The following is a 26842-nucleotide window of genomic DNA, read 5'->3' on the forward strand; positions in this document are numbered from 1 at the left end:
TGATTTTTTTCAGGCGTTTATGGTGACTGGTTGGTACGGGGTGAAAAGTTACATAGATGGGTAACTGTCGTTTTAGCTGCAACCAAAAGCAGATCTCACCAAACAGAGACCACTCAAAGTCTCTGTTTGGTAGAAGAATCAGGCTTTGCGACGACGGAATAACATTAAAGCGCCCAAGCCGAATAACCCCAGAGTTGCTGGCACTGGTACAGACGTCACTGGATCTGGTGTATTTAAAGGCACGCCCGAAAACACCAGTTGATTCTGGGACAAAGGATTGGTCAGCACATACAGGCTAAACTGACTTTCAATGCTATCCAGGCTGGCTAACCAATTCGTGGCTAAATCGCGCACTACGCCACCGGTCCGTACTCTGAAATCACCGGTACGAAGATTCCAGTTAGCCGATGTTTCGTGCACAATTTCCCACAATGCCAACTGAAATGCAGCATTGCTGGTTGCATCACCCACTACCGGATGATAGGCAGTGTATAAACGCTCAATGGCTTGAGATTGAGTCGCTGAAAACACCTGAGAAGTTTCTACCAGATTATAGCTATGCCAGCCGGACCGGACACCTTGTGTAAACTCAACGCAAAAAGCATCAACCGACATACCATTCACATCAAAGGGTAGCGCCGAAAGATCAGTGTCAGCGCGCAAATTAAACTGCATCAAGCCAGCATCGACGGTTGAGTTAGCCCCTTTATGCCTCAATTGCACAGACTGGCCATTCATGTCCGCATAATTAGCTTCAACAATCAGACTTGCACTGGCCTGTTGGCTAACCATGGATGCAGCCAAAACAGCGGCGGCGGTGAAGCAAAAGCGAAATTTCATCTGGATCTCTCCTTGTCAGATGGTGAAAACCCAAACCTGAACGGAAGGGCTGTACAGCAATGCGGTGGGTCCTGATAGCAGAACTACAAACAACACTGCAAAATAGGTTTGCATTGCCGGAAACGCTTTTGCAAACAAGGGCTATTGTACAAGAATCACACAACATGATGCAACGCTAATTTATGCTGCTATTATGTTAACCGAACTTTGAGTTCACGGCTGAAAGTTCGGCTGACTTTCAGCGTCTTTTGGTTGCTTAGGATGGCATGATATTCAGAGTTGTTAAGCGGTTCTAAGCGAGTAATGTGCTTAAGATTAACGATAGTGGATTTATGGATCCTTAAAAAACAGGCTGGCAGGGTTTCTTTGATCAAGCCTTTCATTCGAGCACGCATCACAAAAGTATCGTTTTGAGTGTGTACACACATGTAATCGCCTGCAGCATCTATCCACAAAATATCAGTATAAGGTATCAACTGCACCGGCTGATGGCCATCCTGGATCACCAGCTTGTCCTGGTGAATGGAATAGTCTGGCTCTGTCCCAGGCGTTATTTGTTGCTCCCTTTGCTGCAACTGATCCACCGCGGCCAGCAGTTGTTGCTTGCTGGCTGGCCGATACAGGCTATCGCTGACCCTGGCGATGGCTTCGGCCAACCGCTCTGTTTTCACCGGTTTAAGCAAGTAATCCAGCGCCCGCACTTCAAACGCCTGCACCGCATACTGATGAAAGGCGGTGACAAAGACAATGGCCGGACAGGCCTCTGGTTGCAGCTGCCTGACCAGCTCAAAACCGGATTTGCCGGGCATTTCAATATCAAGAAAAATCAAGTCAGGAGCGCACTGATTGATGAATGTCAGGGCCTGATCCACCGTGCCGGCCTGACCGATGATCTCAACCTCAGCAAAAGCCGCAAGCCGAATAGCCAGCCCTTCAATGGCGCTGGGTTCGTCATCCACCAACAGGGTTTTCAGTGTGTTCATAGCGATTCTCTTACCGTCCGCGCTGTCGCTTTTTGCTGATATGCCTGTTCACGCGGCAGCCGGATACGGATCCAGGCACCACCTTCAGGCTGATTGCCGCAGTGAAATTCACTGTGCTCAGGGTAAATCAGCTGCAAGCGCTCCTGACAGTTTTTCATGCCAATGCCGCCGACTTCAGAACCAGGATCACCAAAACCGCTGCCATTGTCGCGAATATCAATCTGCAAATGCTCACCAACACAGCCAAAGGTCACCGAAATCTCCATGCTGCTCTGCTGGCTCATGCCATGTTTCAGTGCATTCTCAACCAGCGGTTGCAGCAACAAGGATGGGATCAACAACTGCTCACAAGCGGTGTCGCTGTGAATCTGGACATTCAAATGGCTTTGAAAGCGGCACTGCTCTATATCAACATAGGTTTGCAAAATGGCGACTTCTTCTTGCACAGTAATTTTTGCCAGCGGATCAGTATACAAACTATAGCGTAATAAATCGCACAGTTTTTCCAGCATGCCCACCGCCTGACTGTTGTGCTGCTTTAAAATCAGGGTGCAAATGGCGTTGATGCTGTTGAACATAAAATGAGGATTGAGCTGATAGCGCAGCATTTTTAGCTGTGACTCTTTGGCAAGGTGCATGGCTTCTGCTGCTTTGTGCCGCTGCTCGACATTGTCCAGATAAATCTTGATGCCATAATACCCTGCCGTCCAGGTAGCCAGCATGGTCAAGGAGGCCGAGGTCCAGGTACCAAAATCGAACCAGGTCATCGGCTGCCACCAACTACCGTAAAACCCTTGCAGGGTGAACCATTTAAACTGCGTCCACAGCAAAGAGGCGGTCATCAAATAGCCCAGATGCAACGCGATGCTTAGGCGGGCCTGGTGTCGCCGGGCAGTGGCGTACAGCCGGCGCAGCAACAGGGTGATCAAAAAGCCGCAACTGGTATCGAGCACCAAGTGCCCAAGATGAATGTTCCAGGGCTCTGGCCCTGGAATTTTTATCAATAACTCAGTTAAAAGCGCATAGGCCGCCCAGCCGCAGCACTGGCACAGCCAGAACAACTGATCTTTGGACTCCAGTTTTATCACTCTTGCTGTATTCCTTCGCCCGCCTTTCAGGACGGGCACTAGTTACTAATTACACGCCTGCAACAGCGCAGTTTCTGCCGTGCTCTCCACCAGAGCGACCTCGGCGATGGCCAGGCTAAAGGTTCCACCAGCCCGAATGCGCAGCAGATCTTCTACTTTGTCCGGTGCTTGCGATGCTGCCGAACCTGAAGCTGCTGCATCGCAATAAAGCGGCCATGCCATCCTAACCCATTGCCCACGCTCAAGACCAGCCAGCAGTGGCAACAAGGACTCGGAGCGGGCGCAATCCTGCTGCTGACACAACAGCTCCAGTTGCACAGCAGCAGTCGGCGCTTGATCCAGCCGGATGCTCATTTGCAGCCATTGAGCGCTGTCTGCCTCGCCTGACGTCTGCAACACACTAAATGGCTGTGGCATGCTGTACTGCAAGCTGGCCACGGCTGGTTGCTGCTGGTTATTCCAGACAAACTTGCGGCCATCTTCCTGATAAGCCAGATTGACCGACTGCATCGAGAGACTGCGGCCGTCGGCACTGACGGCTGAGGAAGCCGTGGTGGCCACTTTATCGGCTCTGCCATCGTTCAATTGCCAGCGCAGGCCATCGGCCAGGTTGCGGACAAACAGTGCTACACCTGTTCCCGTTTCAGGCTCTGGCGCAGGGCTGGTCTTTTCGTGCAAAGGCTCAAGCTCCACCGCATCGGCATACGTCAGGCCATAGCCGTACGCGAACAGTGGCTGGTAGTCGTCATCGTGCACATTCAGCAAGAACTGGTCGTCGTATTTCGGCCAGGAAAAGCTGAGGGTGCCGCTAAAATCGTACTGGATGTTGCCCTTCGCATCACGCAGCAGTACATCGGCAATGCCCTGACCTTCCGAGCCTGGCAACCAGGCGGCAACAAAGGCATCGGATGCATTCAGCTCTTTATTGACCCAGAGCGGCCGGCCAGTCAAAAAGACCGTCACCACAGGGATCCCCTGGGCTTGCAACCGATGCAACAATGCTAAGTCTTGCTTATTGCCGTACTGGTACTCCAACCGCTGAATATCGCCATACCACTCGGCGTAAGGCTCTTCGCCAATCACCACAATGGCAACATCGGGCTTTTCTTCAAAATGCCCATCAACACTAAGCTCAGCGCTGCCACCCGCTGCAATGATCTGCTGGCGTAGCCCCTGATAGATGGAAGTCGCATTGGGGAAATCGGCATTGGTGTTGTCGGTACCCTGCCAGGACACGCTCCAGCCACCGGCTTGCTTGGCTATGTTGTCGGCGCCATCCCCGGCAATCAACACCCGGCTGTTTGGCGCCAATGGCAGCAGTTGCTGATTATTTTTTAGCAGTACCAGCGACTGGCGCACGGCCCGCCGTGCCAGCTCCCGATGCTCCGGCGCATTAAACCACTGAGTTTGAGACGACTCAGGCCGGCTGGATGGTTTACCGCGCTGAAATAGCCCCCAGCGGATTTTAGCCCGTAAAAAACGGCGCACCGCATCATCAATGCGCTCAAGCGGGATCCGGCCATCTTTTACCTGCTGTACTGTGTTGTGGTAGAAAGCTTCGAAATGCTCCGGCACCATCATTACGTCGACACCAGCATTAAAGGCCGCCGCGCATTGCTCCAGATCGCAGCCATCGACAAACATATGGGCATTCCAGTCGCTGATCACAAAGCCATCAAAACCCATCTGGTTTTTCAGCACCTCGGTCAGCAGGTACTGATCACCATGCACCCGCTTGCCATTCCAGCTGTTAAAAGAGGCCATCACCGACTGCACGCCAGCGGCGATGGCGGTGTAATAGCCGGCGGCATGGATTTCACGCAAGCTGGTTTCATCCAGCAGGGTATCGCCGCGGTCCAGGCCATTTTCGGTGCCGCCATCGCCGATAAAGTGCTTGGCGGTCGCCATGCGGTAATGGCCGCGCAAAAAGTTATCACCAATCTCCCCCTGCAAACCGCTGACCATAGGCCCAGCGTACTCGGCAACTATGGCCGGATCTTCGGAATAACTTTCGTAGGCACGGCCCCAGCGATCATCGCGCACCACCGCCACGGTTGGCGCAAAGGTCCATTCAATGCCGGTGACAGCAACCTCTTTGGCGGTGGCCTCGCCTATCAGGCGGATCAGCTCCGGGTCCCGCGCCGCTCCCAGGCCAATATTGTGCGGAAATAAGGTGGCGCCATAAACATTGCTGTGGCCATGCATGGCATCGGTACCCCAGATGGTCGGAATACTGCTGCCATCCAGGCTGCTGTCTATCGATGCCAGATACATCGCATCGGCCAACTGCAGCCAGGTTGCCACATCGGCCCGCTTGTTACCATAAGGGGCGGTATTGCCGCCATTGAGGTAAGAGCCAAAGCCGTACTGACGCATTTGTTCCACCGTCAGATAACCAATTTCCGGCTGGATCAGCTGGGCAACTTTCTGCTCGATGGTCATATCGGCCAGCAAACCATCAATTTTTTGTTCGATAGCCGGGTCGACTTGCAGGGCCGACTGTACTCGCGGCCAGTTGCCGCTATCGTCAGGCTGTGCAAAACAGCCGGCAGCCGCTACTAAGCCCCCGGCGGCCAACAGTGCAGTTTTTACCATCAAAACTTTCGGTCTAAATCGCTTTGAAACAGATAACATAACAAAATCCTTGCAGTTGAATCCGATACTATAGAACAGCATAGCAGCCACCAGACTGTGCTTTTAATGAGGAATGTATTCAATAAAGTCGTAATAAGCCCAGGCCAAGCGGAAGCTACGCTCCAAGCGAATGCTGTTGCACCGTTCATTCCTCACCTGCTGCCCGCCGGCCTGACAAAGCCGTGCGGGCAGGTAAGTTGGCTTGCTTAGAAGTTAAAACCAGCCCGGATCCCATAATGACGCGGCATGCCAAAGCTGCCTTTCGGAATGCCTTTGCCGGTATTATTCCAGTACTGCACCTGTTGGTTGCTGGCATTGCTGACAAAGACCTCGGCATACCATAGCTGACTTTGTGGCTCGTACTTCAGAGCAGCATTCAGCATGCTGTATGCACCCCGTTTGTCACTGATATAAAGTGCAGCCTCATCCGATACGGCAAAATCCATATCATCCAGGTGTTTGTCCAGATTCCAGATGGTGGTGTAGGACGATGCTTTCCAGTTCCAGTTAAACCAGCCATGTAGATAGCCATAACGCCCCAATTCCAGACTATGGGTATAGCTGATATTGGCACTGAAACGTGGTGTCATCGCCAGATCGTTGCCTTTAAGGTTGGTGGTTAGCAGGGTATTTTCCGGATCGATCGAATCTTCATACGACAGATCAAACAGGTACTCCGGATCATAGTCCCACTTGGTGATCCAGTCTTTGGTAACGCGGGCATGCGTCCAAGTGACATAGCCGGTAAAGCGGCCGCTTGGGTAGGGTTTCCAGTCAAACTCCAGCTCCATGCCTTTGATCACGGCATCCGGCACGTTTTGAGTGAAGTAGGCAATCACAGGTCTGTTACGAAACTCCAGAATTGGCTGACCATCGCCGCCCAAAATCGGGTTACCATTCTCATCTTCTACCGGTGACAAACGCTCCACATTGCCAATGGAACCCACCGAAGCGTACTGCATGTCTTTGTAATCGGTGTAGAAAAACGCCGCTTGCAGGTTGAGTGAGTTGTCAAAAAAGCTGGATTTGGCACCAAACTCCAGCGTGATCACTTTTTCCGGGTCAAACTGGGTTTCAAACCGGTTTACTTCGCCGGTTCGGTCATTGACCACCTCGAACACATCACCGATACCACCGGCTTTAAAACCAGACGCCAGATAGCTGTACAACATGGTGTCCTGACTCAGGTTGTAATCCAGGCCAATGCGAAAATCATGGTTGCGCCACTGGCCTTTGTTGTCGTTTTCAAAATAAGAGCCATACAAAGAACTATCGTGGAAGTAATCAACCGGCAGGTTGCTTAGCTCAGTACGGTTAAACCAGCCAGGCGCACAGCCATCGGCATTGGAGCAACGATAGGTCCGCCCCCCCTTATCCTGTTTGGTTTCATTGCTGTAGCGATAGCCCAGGGTGCCATGCAAATTATTGGTGAGTTTGTAAGTGCCCTGGCCGAATGCAGCATAGGCTTTGGTAGAGCGATCCGGCTGATCCCAGAATGCCTTATCATCCATCGGGTTGTCGTAGTAACCAAGAGTACTGGTTTTTTCGAAGAAATAATTCACCCCGGCAATCCACACCAGATCACCAAACTCATTGGACTGCAACTGCAATTCGGTCGAATAGGATTTAGCCCCGGTGCCTTTTAAAAAATAAATGGCACCGTCCCAGGGATCCAGGCCAACTTCACTGTCCTGCGCTGAAGCACGATCCATGTTCTCGTAGCCCAGTTGCCACACCAGGCTGAGCTCATCGTTGAGTTCATAATTAAAATTGTTGCGCAAATAGGTAATGTCCAGTTTCAACTCACCCGGCACATTAACCACCGCCTGATAGGTATTGTCGCTGGGTAAAAAGGAGCTGCAATCACCACCAAACTCGTCCGGACGGCCACGCAGCTGCTCACAATTCACCAAATCCAGGCTGCCACCACTGTTGTTGCTGTATTGCTGGAACACAGTATGGTTACTAAAGCGACCATGGCTAGGTTGCCACAAAGCACTGATCCGGTACGAATACTCATTGGCATTGTGGTAAAAATCTTTTTTGTTGGCGGGAGTCAAGGCCCGTACCCGCTGCGCTTCAGGATCCGTCCCGGCACTATCAATCCACCAGTTCTCACGCTGGGTGACGGTAGAGCCAATGCCCTGATAGGAATTTTCTGATATGACCGGCGCATTCAGCACCTCCGGGCTTAAACGACGGGTATCGTATTGATTAGGATCCCAGTAGCCTTCCAGGTACGAATCGCGCTTTAAGCCTTTAGCCGCAATACGAATGGCAAACTCATCATTCACCGGCAGATTGACAAAACCACCAACGCTTCGTGTGTTAAAGCGACCAGCCTCCAGATTGACGTTGCCAAAAGTGCCGGAAAAATCAGGCTTGGCAGAAATCACATTGATGCTGCCCACCGTCGAGTTACGGCCAAACAGCGTGCCCTGAGGCCCACGCAAGGCTTCAACCCGCTCGACATCATACATCAGCGCCAAAGCACCCTGCATCCGGGGCGAGTAGATGCCATCCAGGTGTACGCCGACTGCCGGATCTCCGAGCTCCGTAATATTGGTTGAACGTACCCCGCGCATCGAAATAACCGGCGCGGCTTGATCGGTGGCCATGGAGATATCCAGCCCCGGCACCAGATCGGCCATGTCTTTGATGCTGTTAATACCGCTTTGCCGCAATTGCTCCTGCGTCAATACCGTGATGGCCACTGGCGTTTCCATCAAGGCAGTACGGCGCTTGGTGGCAGTGACTGAGATTACCTCAATGGCGCGATCACTTTCAGCCACTGGTTGATTGTCATTGTCGCTGGCACTTTGTGCGGCCATGGCCGGCAGCGCACCGGCCATCAGCATGGCCAGTGTAATGGCGTTTAACTTGTACATGTCTACCCTCCCCGGGCTCTTGTCATATTATTGTTGTATTGGCAAAGACGTGGTGCAGGCCAAGATTTGGATGTTCTGTCGTTATTATTATCATCATTAATCTAGAGGGTTTATTTGATGAGAATCCAGCAAGATTCGATAAGGCGAGCCCAAGATACTACAACCCGATTATCGCTCTGCTTACTTCGCCAAAGGCTGATAAGCATATGCACGAAGCTTGATCCAGCACATTGCACTTTGGCTACAGAAGCGTCACACTTGGACCATCCCTAACCGATGTATCAGGAGTGTGCATGTCCGTCGCCAAACCTTCATCCTCCCTATCCGCACATTCAGACCATGCCCCAGCCTACGCCTTATCGAGCACCGATGTTCTAAATCACCAACAGAGCACAGCAGAGGGATTAAGCCAATCCGAAGCAGAAAAACGACTGAGCGAGCATGGGGCTAACGCCTTACCGGAGCCCCCTAAACCAGGCATCTTGCAGCGTTTTTTCAAACATTTTCACGATACGCTTATTTACATTTTACTGGCCGCGGCAGGAATTACCGCCCTACTGGGGCATTGGCTAGACACCTGGGTGATTCTGGCGGTGGTGCTGATCAATGCCAGCATCGGCTTTGTGCAGGAAGGCAAAGCCGAAAAAGCACTGGCCGGCATTCGCAACATGTTGTCCCTGCACGCCACCGTAAAGCGCGATGGCAGCTGGCAACAGCTGGCAGCTGAGCAATTGGTAGTTGGCGATATAGTGCGGCTGCGCTCTGGCGACAAAGTACCTGCCGATATGCGGCTGCTGGATACCAACAACCTGCGGATTGAAGAGTCAGCGCTGACTGGCGAGTCGGTACCCACCGAAAAAAACACTCAGGCTGTGGCAGCAGATGCCGGTATCGGCGACCGTTTTTGCATGGCGTTTTCCGGTACCTTAGTCGCCGCCGGGCGTGGTACCGCTGTGGTCACTGCAACTGGTGCCCATACAGAAATTGGTCAAATCAACGCCATGCTTTCATCGGTGCAGGCCATTGCCACTCCCCTTACCCGCCAGATGGCGCAATTTAGCAAGTGGTTGTCGGTGGTGATTGTCGCTTTAGCGCTGTTGATGCTACTGATTGGCTATCTGCTGCATGATTTTGCCATTGGCGAACTGTTTTTAGCGGCGATCGGCTTTGCTGTTGCGGCTATCCCTGAAGGCTTACCGGCCATTTTAACCATTACACTGGCGCTTGGCGTGCAGCAAATGGCCCGTCGTAATGCCATTACCCGCCGGTTAAATGCGGTGGAAACCTTAGGTTCCATTACAGTGATTTGTTCGGATAAAACCGGTACTTTAACCCGTAATGAGATGACCGCCAGTCAGGTGGTCACTACCGCCGGAAACTTCCAGATCAGTGGCCTGGGCTATCAGCCGGAAGGTGATTTTGAGCTGGAAGGCGAGCGCATAACTGCGCTTAAACAGCCAACACTGGCCGCCCTGATTGAAGTCGTCGCGATTGCCAACGACAGCCAGTTAACCCAGCAGAATGAACACTGGGGCGTCCAGGGCGAGCCAACTGAGGGCGCCTTGCTGTGCCTGGCAGAGAAAGCCGGCTTTGAACGTGAACGCTACCAGCGGCTGGCGGTGATCCCCTTTGAATCCGAGAACAAGTTTATGGCCAGCCTGGAGCAACGGCCGGATGGCAGCCGGCAGATTTTGCTGAAAGGCGCACCGGATCGCTTGCTGGAACGTTGCACAAGCCAGCTCGATGCCAACGGCGATGCCGAAGCGCTGGATACCGACTTCTGGCAACAGCAATTGGATGCACTCAGCAGCCAGGGGCTGCGGGTGCTGGCTGCCGCCCGTAAGAGCACCGGACACAGTGAGCTGGGACTGGATGAGCTAAAAGAGATGACGCTGATTGGTCTGATTGGCATCATCGATCCGCCCAGGCCCGAGGCCATTGAGGCCATCGCCCAGTGCCATCAGGCTGGTATTCGGGTCAAAATGATCACCGGCGATCATGCCGGCACCGCCGAAGCCATCGGCAAAGTCATGCATCTTTCGGCCGATGGCGCTTTGTGTGTGGTCACAGGTGCTGAAATTGAAGCCGCCAGCGATGAAGAACTTCAAGCCATCGCCAAACGCAGCAACATCTTTGCCCGCACCAGTCCGGAGCACAAGCTTCGGCTGGTTAAAGCACTGCAAGCCAATGGCGAGGTGGTGGCCATGACCGGCGATGGCGTTAACGATGCCCCGGCGCTCAAGCGCGCCGATGTGGGCATCGCCATGGGCATCAAGGGCACCGAGGCTACCAAAGAAGCGGCCGATATCGTACTGGCCGATGACAACTTCAGCACCATCGCCCAAGCGATAGCCGAAGGGCGCACCATCTACGACAACTTGCGTAAAGCCATCCTGTTTATTTTACCCACCAATGGTGCTCAGGGTCTGGTGATGCTGGCAGCGGTGCTGTTTGGTCTGACCTTGCCGCTAACGCCGGTGCAGATCCTCTGGGTGAATATGGTGGTGGCGGTAACCCTGGCGTTGGCGCTGGCGTTTGAGCCGGCCGAGCCGGGCGTGATGAAGCGGCCACCACGCGATCCCAGAGCGGCTATTTTAAGTGGCATGTTCTTGTGGCGCATCAGTCTGGTGTCGCTGATGATTGGTGGGGTGTCGATTTTGATGTTTTTATCGGCCATGGCTGCTGAGGTGGATCTCAGCACAGCCCGGACCCTGGCGGTCAATACGCTGGTGATGGCGCAGGCGTTTTATTTGATCAACAGCCGCTATCTGGCCGAGTGCAGCTTACGGTTTGGTTTGTTGTTTGCCAACAAAGTGGCCTGGCTGGCGATGGGGGTACTGCTGCTGTTGCAGCTCGCATTCGTCTACCTGCCCTTTATGCAGCAATTGTTCGGTACCAGCGCCTTGCCCCTTGCTTACTGGCTGCTCCCGATCGGTTTGGGCCTGGCAATTATGCTGCTGATTGAGCTGGAGAAGAAATGGCTCTGGCGCTGACGCACTTTTGATGCCTGCTGGTGAATAAAAGTGAACAGGATACGGCGTAAGGCCGTACCCTGTACTTTAGCACTTAAAGACTTAACACTCAGGAGCAAAGCCGATGTTTGGATTATTTAAACGCGACCCTATCAAAAAACTGCGTAAAATCTACGATCAAAAGCTGGAGCAAGCCATGTTGGCACAACGCAAGGGCGATATGCGGCTCTTTGCCGATTTAACCGCTGAAAGCGAAGCCTTATGGCAACAAATTGAGCAGTTGCAACAACAATCTTAATCTGCACTACCGGGATTAAGCAGCTGCAGCTCTGCCAGCTCTTTGTACAGCGGGCAACTGGCCATCAGCTCACTGTGACTGCCGCTGGCAATGACCCGGCCTTTGTCCAGCACCACGATGCGATCCACATGCAGCACCGTCGATAAGCGATGCGCAATGATCAGGGTGGTTTTGCCTTGCATCAGGTGCTGCAGCGCTTCTTTCACCGCATGCTCACTGACCGCATCCAGCGCACTGGTTGCCTCATCCAGCAACAATACCGGCCGATCCGCCAGAATAGCCCGGGCGATGGCCAGCCGTTGTTTCTGCCCACCGGATAAACGCACCCCGCGCTCGCCTAATTGACTGTGATAGCCTTCAGGCAATTCCTGGATAAAGGCATCCGCCCTGGCCGCTTTGCAGGCGGCTATCACTTCGGCTTCGCTTGCCTCTGGCCGGCCATAACGGACATTTTCCAGCACCGAATCGGCAAAAATCACCGCATCCTGGGGTACCAGGGCAAATTGGGCCCGTAAGCTGGCCAGATCCAGCTCGGCAATATCGATGCTATCGAGCAAAATGCGACCTTGTTGCGGCTGATAAAACCGTTGTAGCAACTGAAACAAAGTGCTTTTGCCGGCACCGCTAGGCCCGACCAATGCAATGCGCTCACCTGGCGCTATGCTAAGTTCAAGTCCGCTCAATGCAGCGCTGCTGCCAGCCTGCGGGTAGGAAAAGCTCAGTTGTTGCAGCTCCAAACGTCCCTGCACCGGCTGTAGCAATGCCTGAGGCTGTGCGACCGTCTCAATATGCACCGGCACCTCTGACAATTCAATCAAACGTTCGGTCGCACCGGCTGCACGTTGCACCTCGCCAATCACTTCGCTGATGGTGGCAGTCGCGCCCGCCACCAAGACCGCATAAAACAGAAACGCTGTGAGCTGACCGGCTGACATTCGGCCTTGCAACACATCCAGCGCCCCTGCCCAGCCAATCAAGGTGATGGCACTGACGCTCAGCAGCATCACCAGGCCAATCAACAAAGCACGGTAAAAAATGCGCTTTTTGGCCGCCTGGATCACCTGCTCAATTTTGCCGGCGAACAGCTGCTGATCCAGGCGTTCATGACCATAGGACTGAACAGTGTGAATTTCGTGCAGGCTCTCATCAACATGAGCACCAATATCAGCCAGCCGATCCTGGCTGGCCCGCGATAAGCGCCGCACTTTGCGGCCCAATACAATGATAGGCACCAGCACCAAAGGCACCGCCAACAACACCAGAGCCGTCAATTTGAAACTGGTGAGTAGCATCATCAGTAAACCACCGATGGCAGTCACGCCTGAGCGCAGCGCCATCGACAAGCTGGAGCCCACCACCGATTGCAACAAGGTGGTATCGGCAGTAAAGCGGGAAATCACTTCGCCGGTGCGGGTTTCGCTGTAAAATGCCGGCGAGAGTTTCAGTAAATGCCGGTACACCCGATTGCGGATATCGGCACTCACCCGCTCACCCAGCCAGGTCATCAGGTAAAAGCGGCAAAACACCGCACTGGCGCTGATGGCGCTGATCAGCAACACCCAGCCGACCAGTTGGTTCAACCTCCCGGCATTACCGGCGACAAAGCCTTCATCTACCAGCAGCCGCACGCCCTGGCCCAGCGCCAGCCAGGCCAAGGACCCCACCAACAGGAAAAACACCGCCGCCGCTACCTGCCAGCGGTAGGGCTTTAAAAAAGCCAGCAGCCAGGGCAATACAGCCTTATTTGAGACAGTGGCGTTAGCGGTGGAGGATTGAGACATCGTTAGTCCTTGCATGATTGGATGAGCGTCTGACTTGCGCGAACAGGGTTGCTTTGGCTAGACTAAGCCACTTTTTTAGCTTTCGTACAGGACTATTTATGGGCGCGCAGTGGAAAACCAAACACAAAATGGATGCAGCTGCATCCAAAGGACGTATTTTTACCAAGCTGGCCAAAGAAATTATGGTAGCAGCACGCAACGGCGCCGATCCGGATATGAACAGCAAGCTGCGCTCGGCCATTGATGCCGCCAAGAAGGCCTCCATGCCAAAAGACACCTTGGAGCGCGCCATCAAAAAAGGTGCCGGCTTGCTGGATGGCCCGGTTAACTACGAGTCGGTTACCTACGAAGGCTTTGCACCGCATCAGGTGCCGGTCATCGTGGAGTGCTTAACCGACAATAAAAACCGCTCGGCCCAGAGCATGCGCTTGCTGTTTCGTAAAGGCCAGTTGGCTACCTCAGGCGCTGTATCCTGGGACTTTAAGCATCTTGGGCAAATTGAAGCCACCCCCAGCAGCGACGATGCTGATCTGGAGCTGGCAGCCATTGAAGCCGGTGCGCAGGATTTTGAAGCCGGTGAAGGCAATGACGTGGTGTTTTTAACCGAACCGACCGATTTGGATGCCGTCAGCAAAGCCCTGCCGGAATTTGGCTACGAAGTCCAATCCGCCAAACTGGTGTACCGCGCCAACAATCCGGTTGAATTAAGCGGCGATGCACTGGCCGAGGTGGAAGCTTTTTTGGATGCCATCGACAACGATGACGATGTGCAAAATGTCTACGCGGGTTTAGCTGGTTAAGCATTCATCCATGACTTCACGCCAGCAGCACTTAGCTGCCGGCGTACTTCAACCAAACAGCTGCGTTAGCCGATGCCAAACAACGAAGTTTGGAACAGCAGCAGGATGGCAAAACTGACCACCATCACAGCAAGCAGATTCAACACAAAACCAGCCCGCATCATGTCGCTGATTTTCAGCTGCCCCGATGAAAACACAATGGCATTAGGCGGCGTGGCTACCGGCATCATAAAGGCACAACTGGCAGCAATAGCTGCCGGGATCACCAGCGTCAAGGGCGAGCCTGACATGGCCATTGCCACCGGCGCGAGTAGCGGTAAGAAACCAGCCGCCGTCGCGGTATTGCTGGTAACTTCGGTTAAAAATACAATCACCAGCGTAACCACCAAAACCATCACCCAGAGTGGCATATCTCCCAGCAAAATCACTTGATCGGCAATAAAGCCAGCCAGGCCGCTTTTGCTAATCAAAGCCGCCAGGCTAAGCCCACCGCCAAACAACATCAAAATCCCCCAGGGCAACTTGCTGGTTTCATCCCAGGTCAGGATCCGGGTGTTTTTCCGATCCAGCGGCAGCACCAAAATCAGCAAAGCCGCTGCCATAGCAATAATGGAATCATCCAATGGCAAGCCGGTCAGCTTCACCAGCAAAGGACGACTGATCCAGCAAACAGCTGTGATCACAAAGATCAGCAACACCGCCTTTTCACCACGTTGCATGGTTCCTAGCTCACTGAGCTGTTGACGAAACAGGCTTTTGGTATCGACAGCGGCCTGCTGATCCACCTTGTACATTACCCGGGTTAACCAGAGCCAGGTCAAGGCCAGCAGTACCGCACTTAATGGCAAGCCCAGTAACATCCACTCGGCAAAACCAATGGTCAGTTGGTAATTGTCTGACAAAAAGGCTGCCATCAACGCATTTGGCGGTGTCCCTATCAAGGTTGCCAGGCCACCTACCGACGCAGCATAAGCAATGGCCAGCAGCATGGGCTTGGCCAGGGAGCTATCCGGCTGATCTTGCTTTAGCAATTGCAAAATAGACAGCGCAATCGGCAGCATCATCACCGTGGTTGCCGTGTTGGACATCCACATCGATAAAAAAGCCGTCACCAGCATCATGCCGCCGATTTGCTGGCTGGGTTTGCTGCCTACCCACAGCATGGTGTGCAAGGCAATGCGTTTGTGCAGTGACCAACGTTCCATCGCAATGGAAATAATAAAGCCGCCCAGAAACAGGAAAATCAGCGGATGCGCGTACGGCTGGGCAACTGCGCTTAAGCTATTTAAACCCAGTAATGGAGCCACCACCAGTGGCAAAAAGGAGGTCACAGGAATGGGGACTGCTTCACTGATCCACCAGGAGGCCATCCAGAAAGTTAAGCCAGTAACGAACCAGCTGTCCTGATTCATACCAAAGGGGGCTGGTAACAACAGCACCAGCAACATGCACAATGGGCCTAACAGGAGGCCTAGCACAGGCGTTTTTGTGATTGGGGTCATGACCTGCTCCTAGAAACGGTATTGCAAGCCAAGGGCAAGCGAGGTATCAGCGCTGTCGGTCAGCTCCAGCCGGGTGACATACAGATAGGCCTTGCTCTGGCGGTTAAAGACGTAATCGATCCCAGCCGTGTAATGGTTGGCAGCCGTCGCCTGACGCAAACGGGTAGTATCACGGCCAAGCTGCACCTTAGGTCGCCAATGGTCAAACCGGTACTCGGCGCTTAGATAGCCCCCGGTTCCGCTGCGCTCGCCATCGCTTTCTTCACTGTGTTGCAACAAAATCCCAAGTACCAGCCCGGAAAACTGCTGTTGCCACATCAGCCGGGTAGCATCCAGGCCATTCAGGCTCTGTGCCCGGGTCAATGTCAGATAGTAAGGCACTGTGCTCAGGCTACGATCACCATAGCCAATACTAATGGCCACACCATCTTTACCGGCTTGCAGCTCGTTGTCCTGGCCCAATACATAGGTGGCTGATAGGCTCCAGTTGCCAAAACTGGGGGATAAATAAGTCAGGCTATCGCCCAGCCGATCCTGACCCGGCAAAATCTGCGCAATATCACCACTGGTTTCGTTATAGAGATCAAAACCTCCCTCGCTGGTTTTTAACCGGGTGTCGTTTCGACCAGCTATCAACTGACCAAACTGGCCTTTGATACCAATAAAGGTATTGCGCGCTGAAAACGGAGTCTGAGTATCGGCTTGATCAAAGCCGCGCACATCCACCTCGTAGGTAAAGAAGGCAGTAAGGTGCTCATTCAGTACTTGCTCCCCCCTGAGCCCAAAGCGACTAAATGGCATATCAAGCTGTGTGCCTTCCCGGGTATAGCGCATCAGCCCTTTATCGGTATAGGCCAGTTGCACTTCTGCCTTGCCATACAGCGTTACTGCCGGAGCAGGCAAAGTCACGCCGCTGGCCTTGGCCGGCGCCGTCATACTAAGTAGTGGGGTAAGAAAAACTGCCGCTGCCATGGCGGCACGGTTCACCTGTTGCATAGTCACCTCGTCTAGGATTGTTATAGTTTTAGCGAGGAGGACATAGCAAGAAGGTGACCAACAATAAAATAATATAAAAATCAGCAACTTAAAAACAAAAAGACTATAGCTTCGGCGGTCAGCCACCCACAAAAAACCAATCAATGGGTGGATTTCCACCCAATTTAATCCATGCCGTCCATGCGGTCATCGTCTTTAAACTGACTGCGCAAAATGCCGTATTTCCGCATTTTATCGTACAGGGTTTTACGCGGAAGATTCAGCGCCTGCATGGTTTCCTTGATACTGCCTTTGGTGGCACTAAGCGCCTCTTCAATCAGCATCTGTTCAAAAAACGCCACCCGCTCGGCCAAACCCATGGCACTGCTGGTGGTATCGGGTAGTGGCAACCCCTGCTGCATAAAGGCCGCCTCGGCACCAAGTAGCACATAACGCTCGGCCAGGTTGCGTAATTCCCGCACATTGCCCGGCCAGTTATGGCTGAGCAGGCTATCCAGTTGTTGCTGGTTTAATGGCAGCATGGGCTTGTGGTAGCGGGCCGCAGCCAGCATAGCAAAGTGTTTGAACAATAAAGGAATATCCTGCTTGCGCTGTCGCAGCGCCGGAATGGCAATTTGCACCAGATTCAACCGGTAATACAAATCAAGCCGGAACTCGCCGCGCTCACTCAGCTGCTCCAGATTGGTCTTGGTGGCCGCGACCACCCGGATATTCAGCGGTATGCTCTGATTGCTGCCCAAAGGGGTGACTTTCCGCTCTTCCAGCACCCGCAATAAGCGGATCTGCACAGCGAGCGGCGTGCTTTCAATTTCATCCAGAAACAAAGTACCACCATTGGCAAACTCAAACTTGCCCTGCCGCTTTTTACTGGCGCCGGTGTAGGCTCCTTCTTCACTGCCAAAGAGCTCGCTTTCAATCAATTGCTCCGGGATAGCACCACAATTGATAGCAACAAAGTTATGGTCGCTGCGGCTGGAATTATCGTGCAGATAACGGGCAACCATTTCTTTGCCACTGCCGGTTTCCCCTGCTATCAGCACATCCGCTGGCGTGTCCAGCACCAAATCCAGCAGGCTGCGCATTTGCTCCATGGCCGGGCTATCGCCGATCAGTTGCACCCGGCCGCGACGACTGCCCTGCAACTGCGCTGTCAGGCGGCGGTTTTCCAGGCACAGCAGTCGTTTCTCTGCCGCCTGCATCAGAATTTTTTGCAGCTCCGAATGATTGACCGGTTTTTCAATAAAGCTGTATGCACCCAGTTGCATGGCCTGGACCGCAACGCTGATATCACCATAGCCGGTCAGCACGATCACCGGCAAATCTACATCCTTTGCCTGCAACTGTTGCACCACCGATAAACCGTCCAGCGTTGGCATATTCAGATCGGTCACTACCACGCCGGCAAAATCAGCCGGCAGCGCCTGCAGTAAGGCAAGCGGATCGCTAAAGGTTCGGCAACTCCAGCCCTCCAGCCTCAGGCCCTGACTGAGCGCATCCAAAATACTGCTGTCATCGTCCAGCAACCAGATGTCGCACTGTGTTGTCATGTTATGTCTCCGACGGATCGCGCGGTAAGCTCAAAATAACAATAGCGCCGCCATCCGGATGATTGTCAATCGACAAAGTACCACCATAGCTTTCCACAATCTGACGGGAAATAGACAGGCCAAGACCAAGCCCTGAGCCTTGCTTGGTGGTAAAAAAGGGTTCGAACAAATGCACCATATCATGGGGTTGGATGCCTGGCCCTTTATCCTGAATGGATACCTGCACCTGTGCTTCGGTCGCATCCAACTGGATCACCAGTTCAGGCTGCGGCGTCTGCTCCATCGCCTGAGCGGCATTACCAATCAGGTTGACCAGCACTTGCTCCAGTTGCAGTGGGTCTAACCGCACTCTGGCAACATGGTTCTCTTTCAACCGAACCTGTACCTGTTGCTGTTTCAGTGCAGGCTGCACGATACCCAGAGCATTGTGCACCACCTGATGCAGTGGCACAGACTCAGGGTTGTTGGCTGCTTTGCGGCTAAAGCTTTTAAACTGCTTGACGATGTGATTAAGCCGCAGCAGCAATTGCGATAATTTATCAAGATTGACAGACAACTCATCCACTCTGCCTTTTTGCAGCAGCAATCTGGTATTTTGCAGATAGCTGTGCATCGCGGTCAGAGGTTGATTGATTTCGTGATTGATCGAAGCACTGAGCTGACCAATGGTCGCCAGCTTGGCGGCCTGCAGCAATTGCTGCTGGGCCTGCTTCAACTCAGCTTCGGCTTCATAGCGCTGCGTTATTTCATACTGCAGTTGTTGGTTGCTCAACGTTAAGGATTCAGTACGCTCGGTGACGGCTTGCTCCAGTTGCGCGAAAATCCGCTCTTTTTGTCGAAGCTGCTGACGCCGGTTACGCCAATAGCCTCCCAGTAGCACCAGCATGCCAAGCAACAGACTCAAGCTGGCTGCTAACTGCAATGCCTGCACCCGCAGTGGCTGCGCAGCCTGCAACATCAGCAATTGCCAGGGCAAGCGCTGGTTTTGCTTTACCGCGACAGCAAATTCACGTGGCATCGGATCGGCACTATCTGGCTCAACCAACAGTTTCCACAGCATGTCGCGTTGCCGTACATGCAAGGCTGGTAAAACCACCCCAGGATGACGGGGTAAGGTAAGCGCTTTATCCCCCAACTGACTGAGACGCCAGGGCGCATGATTGCTGCCAATCACACTGTCTTCATCATCCACCAGCATAAACAGCAAGGGACTTTGACCGGCAATGGCCTGATACGCCTGCTCCACCCGATCAATGTTTAATTTGACGGTAAGGACCCCCAGCGGTTTGTCACCGGCCAGAACCAGGCTGGCAAAGTAAATGCCGCGCTCATTCGAGATCCAGCCCAGGCCATAGTCCACATAACTTTCGCCCGTTCGAACCGTTTCTGTGAAATAAGGCCTAAAGCCAAAGTTGTAATGCATAAAGCTCACGGCTTCATGATAATTGCTGCTGGCCAAAACGACACCCGATAAGTCCATCAGGTAGATGGAAGCACTGCCGCTGGCCAGATTAAAATCAGCCAGCAATTGACTGAGCTGCTGCTGTTTGACGGTGTCATCGGGTGCCTGCAACACAGGCAGAAGCTCTGGCCTGCGCACCAGCGCCCCGGTAAGCTGACTGAAGCGGTCCAACTGCTGATCCAGATACTGGTTAAACTCTGTGCCCTGCTGCATAGCCGTTTGCTGCGAGAGCTGCAGCAACTGCTGAAAGCTTAGCCAGTAGCTGCTGCAAAAAAGTGCCACAAACGCAAGAGCTATGGCAGCAAAGCGACGATACGATGCAAGCATTCTGGTAAGGCATACCTGTGATGAGTTGACGGATTGCTATGATCGCACCCTTACTTCACTGGAGTAAAGGAGTTTTGCCGGTGCTTATCCGCATAAAAAAGCACTGTCATACATCCCTGTATGACAGTGCCCTAATTCACGCCATTCGTTAGAACTGATAACGCAGCCCCAAGGAGGCAGTACGGCCATTGATGGTGCGAGCCGTGATAATGCCATTGGCTGGCACACTGCCCTGCTCGGCTTCGGTAATGCCGATGGTATCGAACAGGTTGTTGATGTTCAGCGACAGTGTCAGGTTGGTCGCCAGATCATAACTGGCAAAGGCATTGACCTGAGTATAACCACTGAACTTCAGATCATTGTTATCCTGAGCGTAGGCGGCCGTGGTACCAATCAGGCTCAGGCCAAGCTGCCCCTGATCAAAGATGTAGCGGCCAATCAGGCTGTAAATAAAATCCGCCTGGCGCCGTGGCGTATTGCCCACCACATCCGGGTTCAGCGCATCGCGGGTGATCTCGGCATCGGTCCAGGTAACGGAGCCGCGCAGGTCAAAATCACCGATGCGGTAGCTGCTTTCCAGTTCAATGCCTTTGGCTTTGTATACCCGGTCAAAAAACAGCTGAGTGGTGGCTTCAAAGTTTTGCTCTTCTGTTTCGGCAAAGAACAAGGTGGCAAACAAGTTCAGATTGCCATGGCGGCTTTTGCTGCCAAGCTCATACTGTTTAACTTCGTCAATGGCGTCTTCTCTGGCCACGCTGCCATCGGCATTGACTTTGCCAAACAACAAACGGTCAGCATTGGCGCGGCCACCTTTACTGATTCGGCCAAACACAGCCCAGTCGTTGTCCAGCTGGTAGTTAGCACCAACGGAATAAGAGTTGTAGCCCCAGCTGTAATTGACCAGGCTGGGATTGGCCAGATCAATGGCCGAGACACTTTGCTCGACCTGGCTGATGATGCCATCGCCATTCATATCGCGGCTGCTTTGCACGGCGCCGGCGTAGCTGCCCCGCGCTTTACCGGTATCACGACGGACACTGGCATCCAGCGACAGATCGCCCATGGCCCAACTGGCCGTCAGGTACGGTGCTTTGATGCTGTAATCGGTATCGTAGTTGCGCTGACAGCAGTTGTCCCAGTACGGCACACCGTAAGCCAGCAAGCCCTGCTCGGAAAAGGCAGTGCCATCGGCCGCATACACATCCAGCAGCTCGGCATTGTCGCCTTTGAGTGCCATCAGGTAAGAGTTCGACAGCCAGGACATCCGAATGCTTTGATCGGCCAGGTAGTAGCCAAAGGTGACATCCACTTCGCCAAAGCGGCGCGACAGCTTCAGATCATTGACGATGGAGCCAAAGTCATTCAGCTCCACATCAAAGGTGTGAATGCGCATGGCATTTTCTGCCGTGAAGCGCTCACCGGCATTTGGCCCGACCGCGTATCGCACCACCGCATCATCACCGGCGATGCTGTTGGCAATGCTTTGGGCGCTATCCACTTCGGCCGGGAACAAGGTAATAAAATTCCCGCTAACAGAATTAATACGAAAACGGTTTTCCAGCGTCCAGTGATCGTCCAGATCAAAGATGGCTTCGAATCCAAAGCTGTTTACTTCCGGGTTCATGCCATTACGAAGATCGCCACGGGAGATTTGGTTGTCGCCATTCAAGCGTACCGTTTGCGTCAGATAGACCGACTGCAGGGTGTCTTTGCGCGCATCAAAGCCCGGCACCGAGCTGCCATCGGCAAACATCGGCATCGGCATGTAGCTGGCAACCCTATCGTTTAAATGCTTGGCATACAAGCGGACATAACCGGTATCAAATTCTTTGGTCAGGTTGGCCTTGAGTTGATAGCCTTTCTCACCCTGATAACCCGGGTTACGTACCCCTTCACCCTGACGGACAAAGCCACCTATGTGAAAGCGGGTATCGTTGTTGATATCGCCACCGTATTCAAAGTCGGTGCGAAAGCTGTCGTAATTCAGCCCCGTGGTAAAGGCAACACTGCCGCCCTCTTCCAGCCCGGTTTTACTGACAAAGTTGATAATACCGCCTGGTGAATTGCTGGCAGCGGTGCTGGCCGAGCCACCACGAATGACATCGAGCCGCGATATGGTCGAATCGGCCCGCAGAAAGATATCGGCATTACCAAAGGCAATATCGCCAAACTGCATCACCGGCAAACCATCTTCCTGCAAGGTTAAAAACTTGGCGCCACCGGCCGCGACCGGCAAGCCCCGTACCGCGATATTGGCATTGCCATCACCGCCGGTGGACTCGCTGCGCACGCCCGGCAGCATGCGGAAAATCTCGGCGGTACTGCGCGGCGCCGATACTTGAATGTCTTCAGTGGTTAAGGTGCTGACCGAAACGCTGGATTGCATCACCGTCTGGTTACGCGCTACCGCACCGGTCACCACGATGCGCTCAAAACCAAGGCCGGTGCTCTCGCTGGCGTCGCTCTCGTCCGGCTCGGCCAGTGCCAACGAGCTACCGAGTGCCAGACTGATGGCCAGCGCCAGTTGTGAAGGGGTTGTCAGATTGTGTCTCATCGCTTGTCTCCCGTGTTGATCGTACTGTGTTTTAATTTTTAAAGGAATACGACTTAATCGTTTAAGATTTGCTTGCAAAAAATAGTCTGGAAAAAATGTCAGGATGACATCTTCTCCAGCTGCGCTTTGGCCGGTTGCGCCAGCCAGTTGTACAACATCAGTGCCGCCAATAAAGCCGCAAAAAAAGTAGCCAGGTAAAAGCCAGCCACCACATCGCCGGCCAGATCGCCCAGCAGCGCCATCAGGGCTGGAGCTACCGCAGCCGCCAGCGCGGTAAAGGCCAGAATAAGTCCCGCCACGGCGCCATGCTGCTGCCGTGGAAAACAGCTGATGCCCTTGGAGTTCAACGTGGGGTAAATCATCGACATAAAAAGCCCGGACAGCGGCATCAGCCACAGCGCCCAGTCGCGGCCAAGCAGCATGCTAAGCGCAAAGCATAAGAAAATCAGCGCCGTGAACACCGCCATCACACTGCTCCAGCAAAAATGGCGCAAAATCAGGCTGGCTAAAAAGCGGCCCAGCGCGCGTAAAATAAAGAAGATGGTGACGGCATGCAGCGCCAAGAGCGCAAAGCGGCCGCTGTAATCGGCCAGCAGGGTTGGCAACCAGACAAAAATGGCCACTTCGCAGCTGACATAAAGCGCTATAGCCAGTGAAAAGCCCATGGCGTAGCGATCTTTGAGCAGCCGCATTGATTGACGCAGCGACACCTGCTCCGCCGAGGCCTGATACGGCGGATACGGCATGCGGGCGGCAATAATCACCAGCACCGTGCACAGCAAGCCCGCCAGCAGATACAACTGCTTCCAGTGAATGGAGGCAGCAATCATCAAGGTCACCAGTGCCGGGCCGGCGATGGCTCCGAGCGCAAAAAAACCTTCTACCGTATTCATGGTGCGGGTATGGCCGTGACTGTCGCGGCTGATATCCCCAATCAGGGCCAGTGCCGCCGTTTTAAAGATCCCAATCGCCAGACCGCAGAGGCCCATCAGCAGAATAAAAAACAGCGCGCTGTCGCCGGCGATAAAGGCGTAGCAAGACAGCGAATACAGCAGCAAGCCGGCAATAATTAGCTTTTTCCGGCCCAGTTTATCGGCCAGACGGCCCAGCAATAGCCCGGCCAGGCCTATCGCTACCATCGGTACATAGTGAAAGGCGCTGGCCTGAAACATCGAGAGCTGATAATCGGCCATCACCTGGGGAATAATCACCCCCACCGCATCGGTGGTCATGGCAAAGACGAAAAACATCAGGTAGGTCATCCAGCGCACCTGGCGCTGAATGCTTTCAGTAGTCACGCCAGCAGCAAGCCCAGGATTTAGCTGGGTCGAGCTTTTGGCCGTGCTGTTGGCATGGCTTTTTGTATTCATCAAATGGTTCCCTGTCTTTTCTGCTTGCAGCTGGCCGGATGGCAGTCGGTGGTTTGCCTGAAGCTAAATCACCGCTGCATTTTATTGTTGTCCGGCTATTGACAAACTGAAGCATTCCCATAAAGCTATATCTTAATCGTTTAAGATGCAAATTTTTTTTCAGGGTAATGACAATGAACAATCAGCCGGGCAGCAATCAAATTCAGTTAATCACCTACGTTGACCGCTTAAGCGGCGGCGGTGTCTCAGAGCTGCATCAGCTGCTGCAGCAGGAGCTAAGCGGCTTATTCGATGGGGTGCATCTGCTGCCTTTTTACACGCCGATTGATGGCGAAGACGCCGGTTTTGACCCAACCGATCACACCGCCGTCGACAGCCGGCTTGGCAACTGGCAAAACATCGCCAGCCTTGCCAGCGATTACCCGGTGATGGCGGATATGATTGTTAACCATGTCTCAGCGCAATCGGCGCAGTTTCAGGATGTGCTGGCCAAAGGGGAAGCCTCGCCTTACTGGCCGCTGTTTCTGACCCGCGACAAGGTGTTTGGCCAAGCGCCGAACCCTGCTGATCTGACTGCCATTTACCGGCCAAGGCCAACCAGCTGCTTTACCGAGCTGGCACTTGCCGATGGCCGCAGCCTGCCCTTCTGGACCACCTTTACCGCCAACCAGATTGACATTGATGTGCAATCCGAGCCCGGCCAGGCCTATCTGGATGCGATTTTGCAGCGTTTTACCGAAAATGGCGTCAAGTTGATCCGGCTGGATGCGGCCGGCTACGCCATTAAAAAAGCCGGCACCAGCTGCTTTATGTTGCCGGAAACCTTTGAGTTTATTGCCGGCCTTAGCAGCAAAGCCAAAGCGCTGGGCATGCAGTGCCTGGTCGAGATCCACGGTTACCATCAAACCCAAATCGACATTGCCAAGCGCTGCGATTGGGTGTACGACTTCGCGCTACCGCCGCTGGTGCTGCATACCCTGTTCAGTCGCGATGCCAGGGCGCTGAAACACTGGCTGGATATCGCCCCGCGCAACTGCATCACGGTGCTGGATACCCACGATGGCATCGGCATTGTCGATGCCGCCGATCATCAGGGCCAGCCTGGCTTATTGACCGATCCAGAGCTGGATGCACTGGTGGAACAAATTCACCACAACAGCGGCGGCAGCTCCAAACTGGCCACCGGCAATGCCGCCAATAACGTCGATTTGTATCAGGTGAACTGCAGCTTCTACGATGCGCTGGCGCAGCACGACGAGCATTATCTGCTGGCCCGGGCCATTCAGCTGTTTTGCCCGGGTATCAGCCAGATCTATTACGGCGGCCTGCTGGCGGCCGAGAATGATGTCGAGTTACTAAAGCGCACCCAGGTCGGCCGCGACATCAACCGGCCATACTTTACGCCGGAAAAAGTACGCCAGGCGCTGCAAAAACCGGTGGTGAAAGCGCTGTGTGCTTTAATCAAACTGCGCCGCAGTCTGCAGGCCTTTGATGGCGACTTTAGCCAACAGCTTAGCGATGGACAGTACCAGCTCAACTGGCAGCATCAGGGCCATAGCGCCAGTTTACGGATCCGGCTTGCTGATCTATCGGCTGAACTGGTCTGGCAGCACAGCGGTGAGGTGCAGCAACAATGTCCACTCAGCAGTTTGTTGGCGGACTAAGGGCAGCAGTAAGTTGCAGCTAAGCGCACGGCTTAGCTGCTTTCACCGAGCCTAAGCTCATAAGACAGCAGCTGGTTGTCGTCCTGGCCGCTTTGAAAAGCACGGGCCGCGGCCTCGCCTTTTTGATCGCTGAATTGCCAGACCGAGCTCAGGGTTGGATGATAGCGCAGCGTCTCTTCAATACCATCAAAGCCCACCACCCGCAGCTGTTCGGGAATCCGCAGGCCAAGCGCCAGCGCCACCCGCATGGCACTGAGTGCAATCAGATCGCTCATGCACAACAGCACCGTTGGCGCTGGTGACTGGCTTAGCACCGCTTTGGCGGCGGTTTCAGCGCAGGCCTGATTGCTCTCGGGCAAATGCCACAGCAGCTCGTTCGACAGAGTCAGCCCAAGCTGCTGCATGGCACGCTGATAACCATCCAGCCGGCGATGCGACACCGAGCTTTGATTGTCCCACAGCGGCGCCGTGCCCACTGTCCGGCTATCGGCTGCGTCTATCAGACGTAGTCCTAACACCGCGACTTTATCGCCCGGTTTTAATACCGCCATGGCGCTGTCGTAAGCCGCCTGCTCATTATCAATATTGACCGAGGGTCGGCCCGGTAAATCAAAATCGACCGTCAGCACCCGTTTCGGGCAACGTTTTAACTGTTCAATCAACTTGAGGTTGCGCGGCGCGCCGTAGCAGATAAAACCATCGACAAAATCGGTGATGCTATCCAGATTGTCGGCACTGCCCGAATACAGCAGCAGGTGTTTGCTCTGACGCTCCAGCTCGCGGGCCACGCCCTGTAAAAACTGGCTGGCCACCGGATCGCTGACCATGTACTCCAGCGAATCCGATAAAATCACTGCGACGATGCCGGAGCTGCCCTTGCGCAGCGATTGCGCTGCTTTGTTGGGGCCATCGTAGCCAAGTTCGGCGCAAGAGCTTAAAATTTTCTCTCGCAGCGCCACCGACAATTGATCCGGCCGGTTAAAGGCATTGGAGATGGTGGCAGTGGATACCCCCAGGGCTTTGGCGACACTTTTTAAGGTTGGTTTACTCATCTTTCCAGTTCGCTTTTACTGGCAACTTAATGCATTAAGATATATGATTTCACGGCCAATTGCTTGGATTTACCGAAAAATACT

The 26842-nt window shown here is 53.7% G+C and carries 17 protein-coding genes; 4 read left to right on the plus strand and 13 right to left on the minus strand.

Going from position 1 to position 26842, the window contains the following annotated elements; genetic code table 11:
- Positions 1-138: 138 nt before the first annotated feature.
- The 5 genes from QWF21_RS06060 to QWF21_RS06080 all read right to left on the minus strand — a co-directional run bounded on the left by QWF21_RS06060 (position 139) and on the right by QWF21_RS06080 (position 8433).
- Complete coding sequence (locus QWF21_RS06060) at positions 139-840, minus strand: PEP-CTERM sorting domain-containing protein (protein WP_330087149.1); 702 nt, start codon at positions 838-840, stop codon at positions 139-141.
- 191 nt (positions 841-1031) lie between these two features.
- The gene (locus QWF21_RS06065) at positions 1032-1823 is read right to left on the minus strand and encodes a LytR/AlgR family response regulator transcription factor (RefSeq protein WP_330087150.1); all 792 of its coding nucleotides are present in this window, start codon (positions 1821-1823) and stop codon (positions 1032-1034) included.
- Positions 1820-2911, minus strand: coding sequence for a sensor histidine kinase (locus QWF21_RS06070; protein ID WP_330087151.1), 1092 nt, complete (start codon positions 2909-2911; stop codon positions 1820-1822). Before QWF21_RS06070 ends, QWF21_RS06065 begins: the two co-directional genes overlap by 4 nt.
- 45 nt (positions 2912-2956) lie before the next feature.
- Positions 2957-5506 carry a glycoside hydrolase family 3 protein gene (locus QWF21_RS06075; RefSeq protein ID WP_330087152.1) on the minus strand — a complete coding sequence of 850 codons (2550 nt, stop codon included), beginning with the start codon at positions 5504-5506 and terminating at the stop codon, positions 2957-2959.
- A 245-nt stretch (positions 5507-5751) separates the two neighbouring features.
- Positions 5752-8433, minus strand: coding sequence for a TonB-dependent receptor (locus QWF21_RS06080; protein WP_330087153.1), 2682 nt, complete (start codon positions 8431-8433; stop codon positions 5752-5754).
- Between the two features lie 293 nt (positions 8434-8726).
- Between QWF21_RS06080 and QWF21_RS06085 the strand changes: the two genes are divergently transcribed.
- Both QWF21_RS06085 and QWF21_RS06090 read left to right on the plus strand, forming a co-directional pair.
- The gene (locus QWF21_RS06085; RefSeq protein ID WP_330087154.1) at positions 8727-11426 is read left to right on the plus strand and encodes a cation-transporting P-type ATPase; all 2700 of its coding nucleotides are present in this window, start codon (positions 8727-8729) and stop codon (positions 11424-11426) included.
- Between the two features lie 103 nt (positions 11427-11529).
- On the plus strand, positions 11530-11703 hold the full coding sequence (locus tag QWF21_RS06090; protein ID WP_330087155.1) for a DUF6435 family protein: 174 nt from the start codon (positions 11530-11532) through the stop codon (positions 11701-11703).
- On the opposite strand, the gene QWF21_RS06095 is transcribed toward QWF21_RS06090, so the two are convergent.
- The gene (locus QWF21_RS06095) at positions 11700-13484 is read right to left on the minus strand and encodes an ABC transporter transmembrane domain-containing protein (protein ID WP_330087156.1); all 1785 of its coding nucleotides are present in this window, start codon (positions 13482-13484) and stop codon (positions 11700-11702) included. The two genes, QWF21_RS06090 and QWF21_RS06095, sit on opposite strands and share 4 nt — an antisense overlap.
- Positions 13485-13582: 98 nt before the next feature.
- On the opposite strand from QWF21_RS06095, the gene QWF21_RS06100 reads away from it, so the two are divergent.
- Positions 13583-14284 carry a YebC/PmpR family DNA-binding transcriptional regulator gene (locus QWF21_RS06100; RefSeq protein ID WP_330087157.1) on the plus strand — a complete coding sequence of 234 codons (702 nt, stop codon included), beginning with the start codon at positions 13583-13585 and terminating at the stop codon, positions 14282-14284.
- A 65-nt stretch (positions 14285-14349) separates the two neighbouring features.
- Here QWF21_RS06100 and QWF21_RS06105 read toward each other — a convergent pair whose 3' ends face one another.
- From QWF21_RS06105 to QWF21_RS06130, 6 genes are all read right to left on the minus strand, one after another.
- Entirely contained in the window at positions 14350-15786 is a 1437-nt protein-coding gene (locus QWF21_RS06105) for an SLC13 family permease (protein ID WP_330087158.1), read from the minus strand.
- 9 nt (positions 15787-15795) lie between these two features.
- Entirely contained in the window at positions 15796-16782 is a 987-nt protein-coding gene (locus QWF21_RS06110) for a porin (protein WP_330087159.1), read from the minus strand.
- A gap of 164 nt (positions 16783-16946) precedes the next feature.
- Entirely contained in the window at positions 16947-18329 is a 1383-nt protein-coding gene (locus QWF21_RS06115) for a sigma-54-dependent transcriptional regulator (protein WP_330087160.1), read from the minus strand.
- Between the two features lies 1 nt (position 18330).
- Complete coding sequence (locus QWF21_RS06120; RefSeq protein ID WP_330087161.1) at positions 18331-20118, minus strand: sensor histidine kinase; 1788 nt, start codon at positions 20116-20118, stop codon at positions 18331-18333.
- 148 nt (positions 20119-20266) lie between these two features.
- Entirely contained in the window at positions 20267-22672 is a 2406-nt protein-coding gene (locus QWF21_RS06125) for a TonB-dependent siderophore receptor (RefSeq protein ID WP_330087162.1), read from the minus strand.
- A gap of 98 nt (positions 22673-22770) precedes the next feature.
- The gene (locus tag QWF21_RS06130; RefSeq protein ID WP_407935262.1) at positions 22771-24042 is read right to left on the minus strand and encodes an MFS transporter; all 1272 of its coding nucleotides are present in this window, start codon (positions 24040-24042) and stop codon (positions 22771-22773) included.
- 173 nt (positions 24043-24215) lie between these two features.
- Between QWF21_RS06130 and gtfA the strand changes: the two genes are divergently transcribed.
- Positions 24216-25706, plus strand: coding sequence for a sucrose phosphorylase (gtfA, locus tag QWF21_RS06135; RefSeq protein ID WP_330087163.1), 1491 nt, complete (start codon positions 24216-24218; stop codon positions 25704-25706).
- Positions 25707-25738: 32 nt separating this feature from the next.
- Here gtfA and QWF21_RS06140 read toward each other — a convergent pair whose 3' ends face one another.
- On the minus strand, positions 25739-26758 hold the full coding sequence (locus QWF21_RS06140; RefSeq protein ID WP_330087164.1) for a LacI family DNA-binding transcriptional regulator: 1020 nt from the start codon (positions 26756-26758) through the stop codon (positions 25739-25741).
- Between the last annotated feature and the right edge of the window lie 84 nt (positions 26759-26842).

The sequence above is a fragment of the Alkalimonas mucilaginosa genome, from assembly GCF_036327005.1.
Lineage (GTDB): Bacteria > Pseudomonadota > Gammaproteobacteria > Enterobacterales > Alteromonadaceae > Alkalimonas > Alkalimonas mucilaginosa.

Excerpts from the sequence above, each read along its gene's own strand:
- QWF21_RS06060 (WP_330087149.1), bottom strand. The coding sequence starts at position 840 with ATGAAATTTCGCTTTTGCTTCACCGCCGCCGCTGTTTTGGCTGCATCC.
- QWF21_RS06065 (WP_330087150.1), bottom strand. The coding sequence starts at position 1,823 with ATGAACACACTGAAAACCCTGTTGGTGGATGACGAACCCAGCGCCATT.
- QWF21_RS06075 (WP_330087152.1), bottom strand. The coding sequence starts at position 5,506 with ATGGTAAAAACTGCACTGTTGGCCGCCGGGGGCTTAGTAGCGGCTGCC.
- QWF21_RS06080 (WP_330087153.1), bottom strand. The coding sequence starts at position 8,433 with ATGTACAAGTTAAACGCCATTACACTGGCCATGCTGATGGCCGGTGCG.
- QWF21_RS06085 (WP_330087154.1), top strand. The coding sequence starts at position 8,727 with ATGTCCGTCGCCAAACCTTCATCCTCCCTATCCGCACATTCAGACCAT.
- QWF21_RS06090 (WP_330087155.1), top strand. The coding sequence starts at position 11,530 with ATGTTTGGATTATTTAAACGCGACCCTATCAAAAAACTGCGTAAAATC.
- QWF21_RS06095 (WP_330087156.1), bottom strand. The coding sequence starts at position 13,484 with ATGTCTCAATCCTCCACCGCTAACGCCACTGTCTCAAATAAGGCTGTA.
- QWF21_RS06100 (WP_330087157.1), top strand. The coding sequence starts at position 13,583 with ATGGGCGCGCAGTGGAAAACCAAACACAAAATGGATGCAGCTGCATCC.
- QWF21_RS06105 (WP_330087158.1), bottom strand. The coding sequence starts at position 15,786 with ATGACCCCAATCACAAAAACGCCTGTGCTAGGCCTCCTGTTAGGCCCA.
- QWF21_RS06110 (WP_330087159.1), bottom strand. The coding sequence starts at position 16,782 with ATGCAACAGGTGAACCGTGCCGCCATGGCAGCGGCAGTTTTTCTTACC.
- QWF21_RS06115 (WP_330087160.1), bottom strand. The coding sequence starts at position 18,329 with ATGACAACACAGTGCGACATCTGGTTGCTGGACGATGACAGCAGTATT.
- QWF21_RS06120 (WP_330087161.1), bottom strand. The coding sequence starts at position 20,118 with ATGCTTGCATCGTATCGTCGCTTTGCTGCCATAGCTCTTGCGTTTGTG.
- QWF21_RS06125 (WP_330087162.1), bottom strand. The coding sequence starts at position 22,672 with ATGAGACACAATCTGACAACCCCTTCACAACTGGCGCTGGCCATCAGT.
- QWF21_RS06130 (WP_407935262.1), bottom strand. The coding sequence starts at position 24,042 with ATGAATACAAAAAGCCATGCCAACAGCACGGCCAAAAGCTCGACCCAG.
- gtfA (WP_330087163.1), top strand. The coding sequence starts at position 24,216 with ATGAACAATCAGCCGGGCAGCAATCAAATTCAGTTAATCACCTACGTT.
- QWF21_RS06140 (WP_330087164.1), bottom strand. The coding sequence starts at position 26,758 with ATGAGTAAACCAACCTTAAAAAGTGTCGCCAAAGCCCTGGGGGTATCC.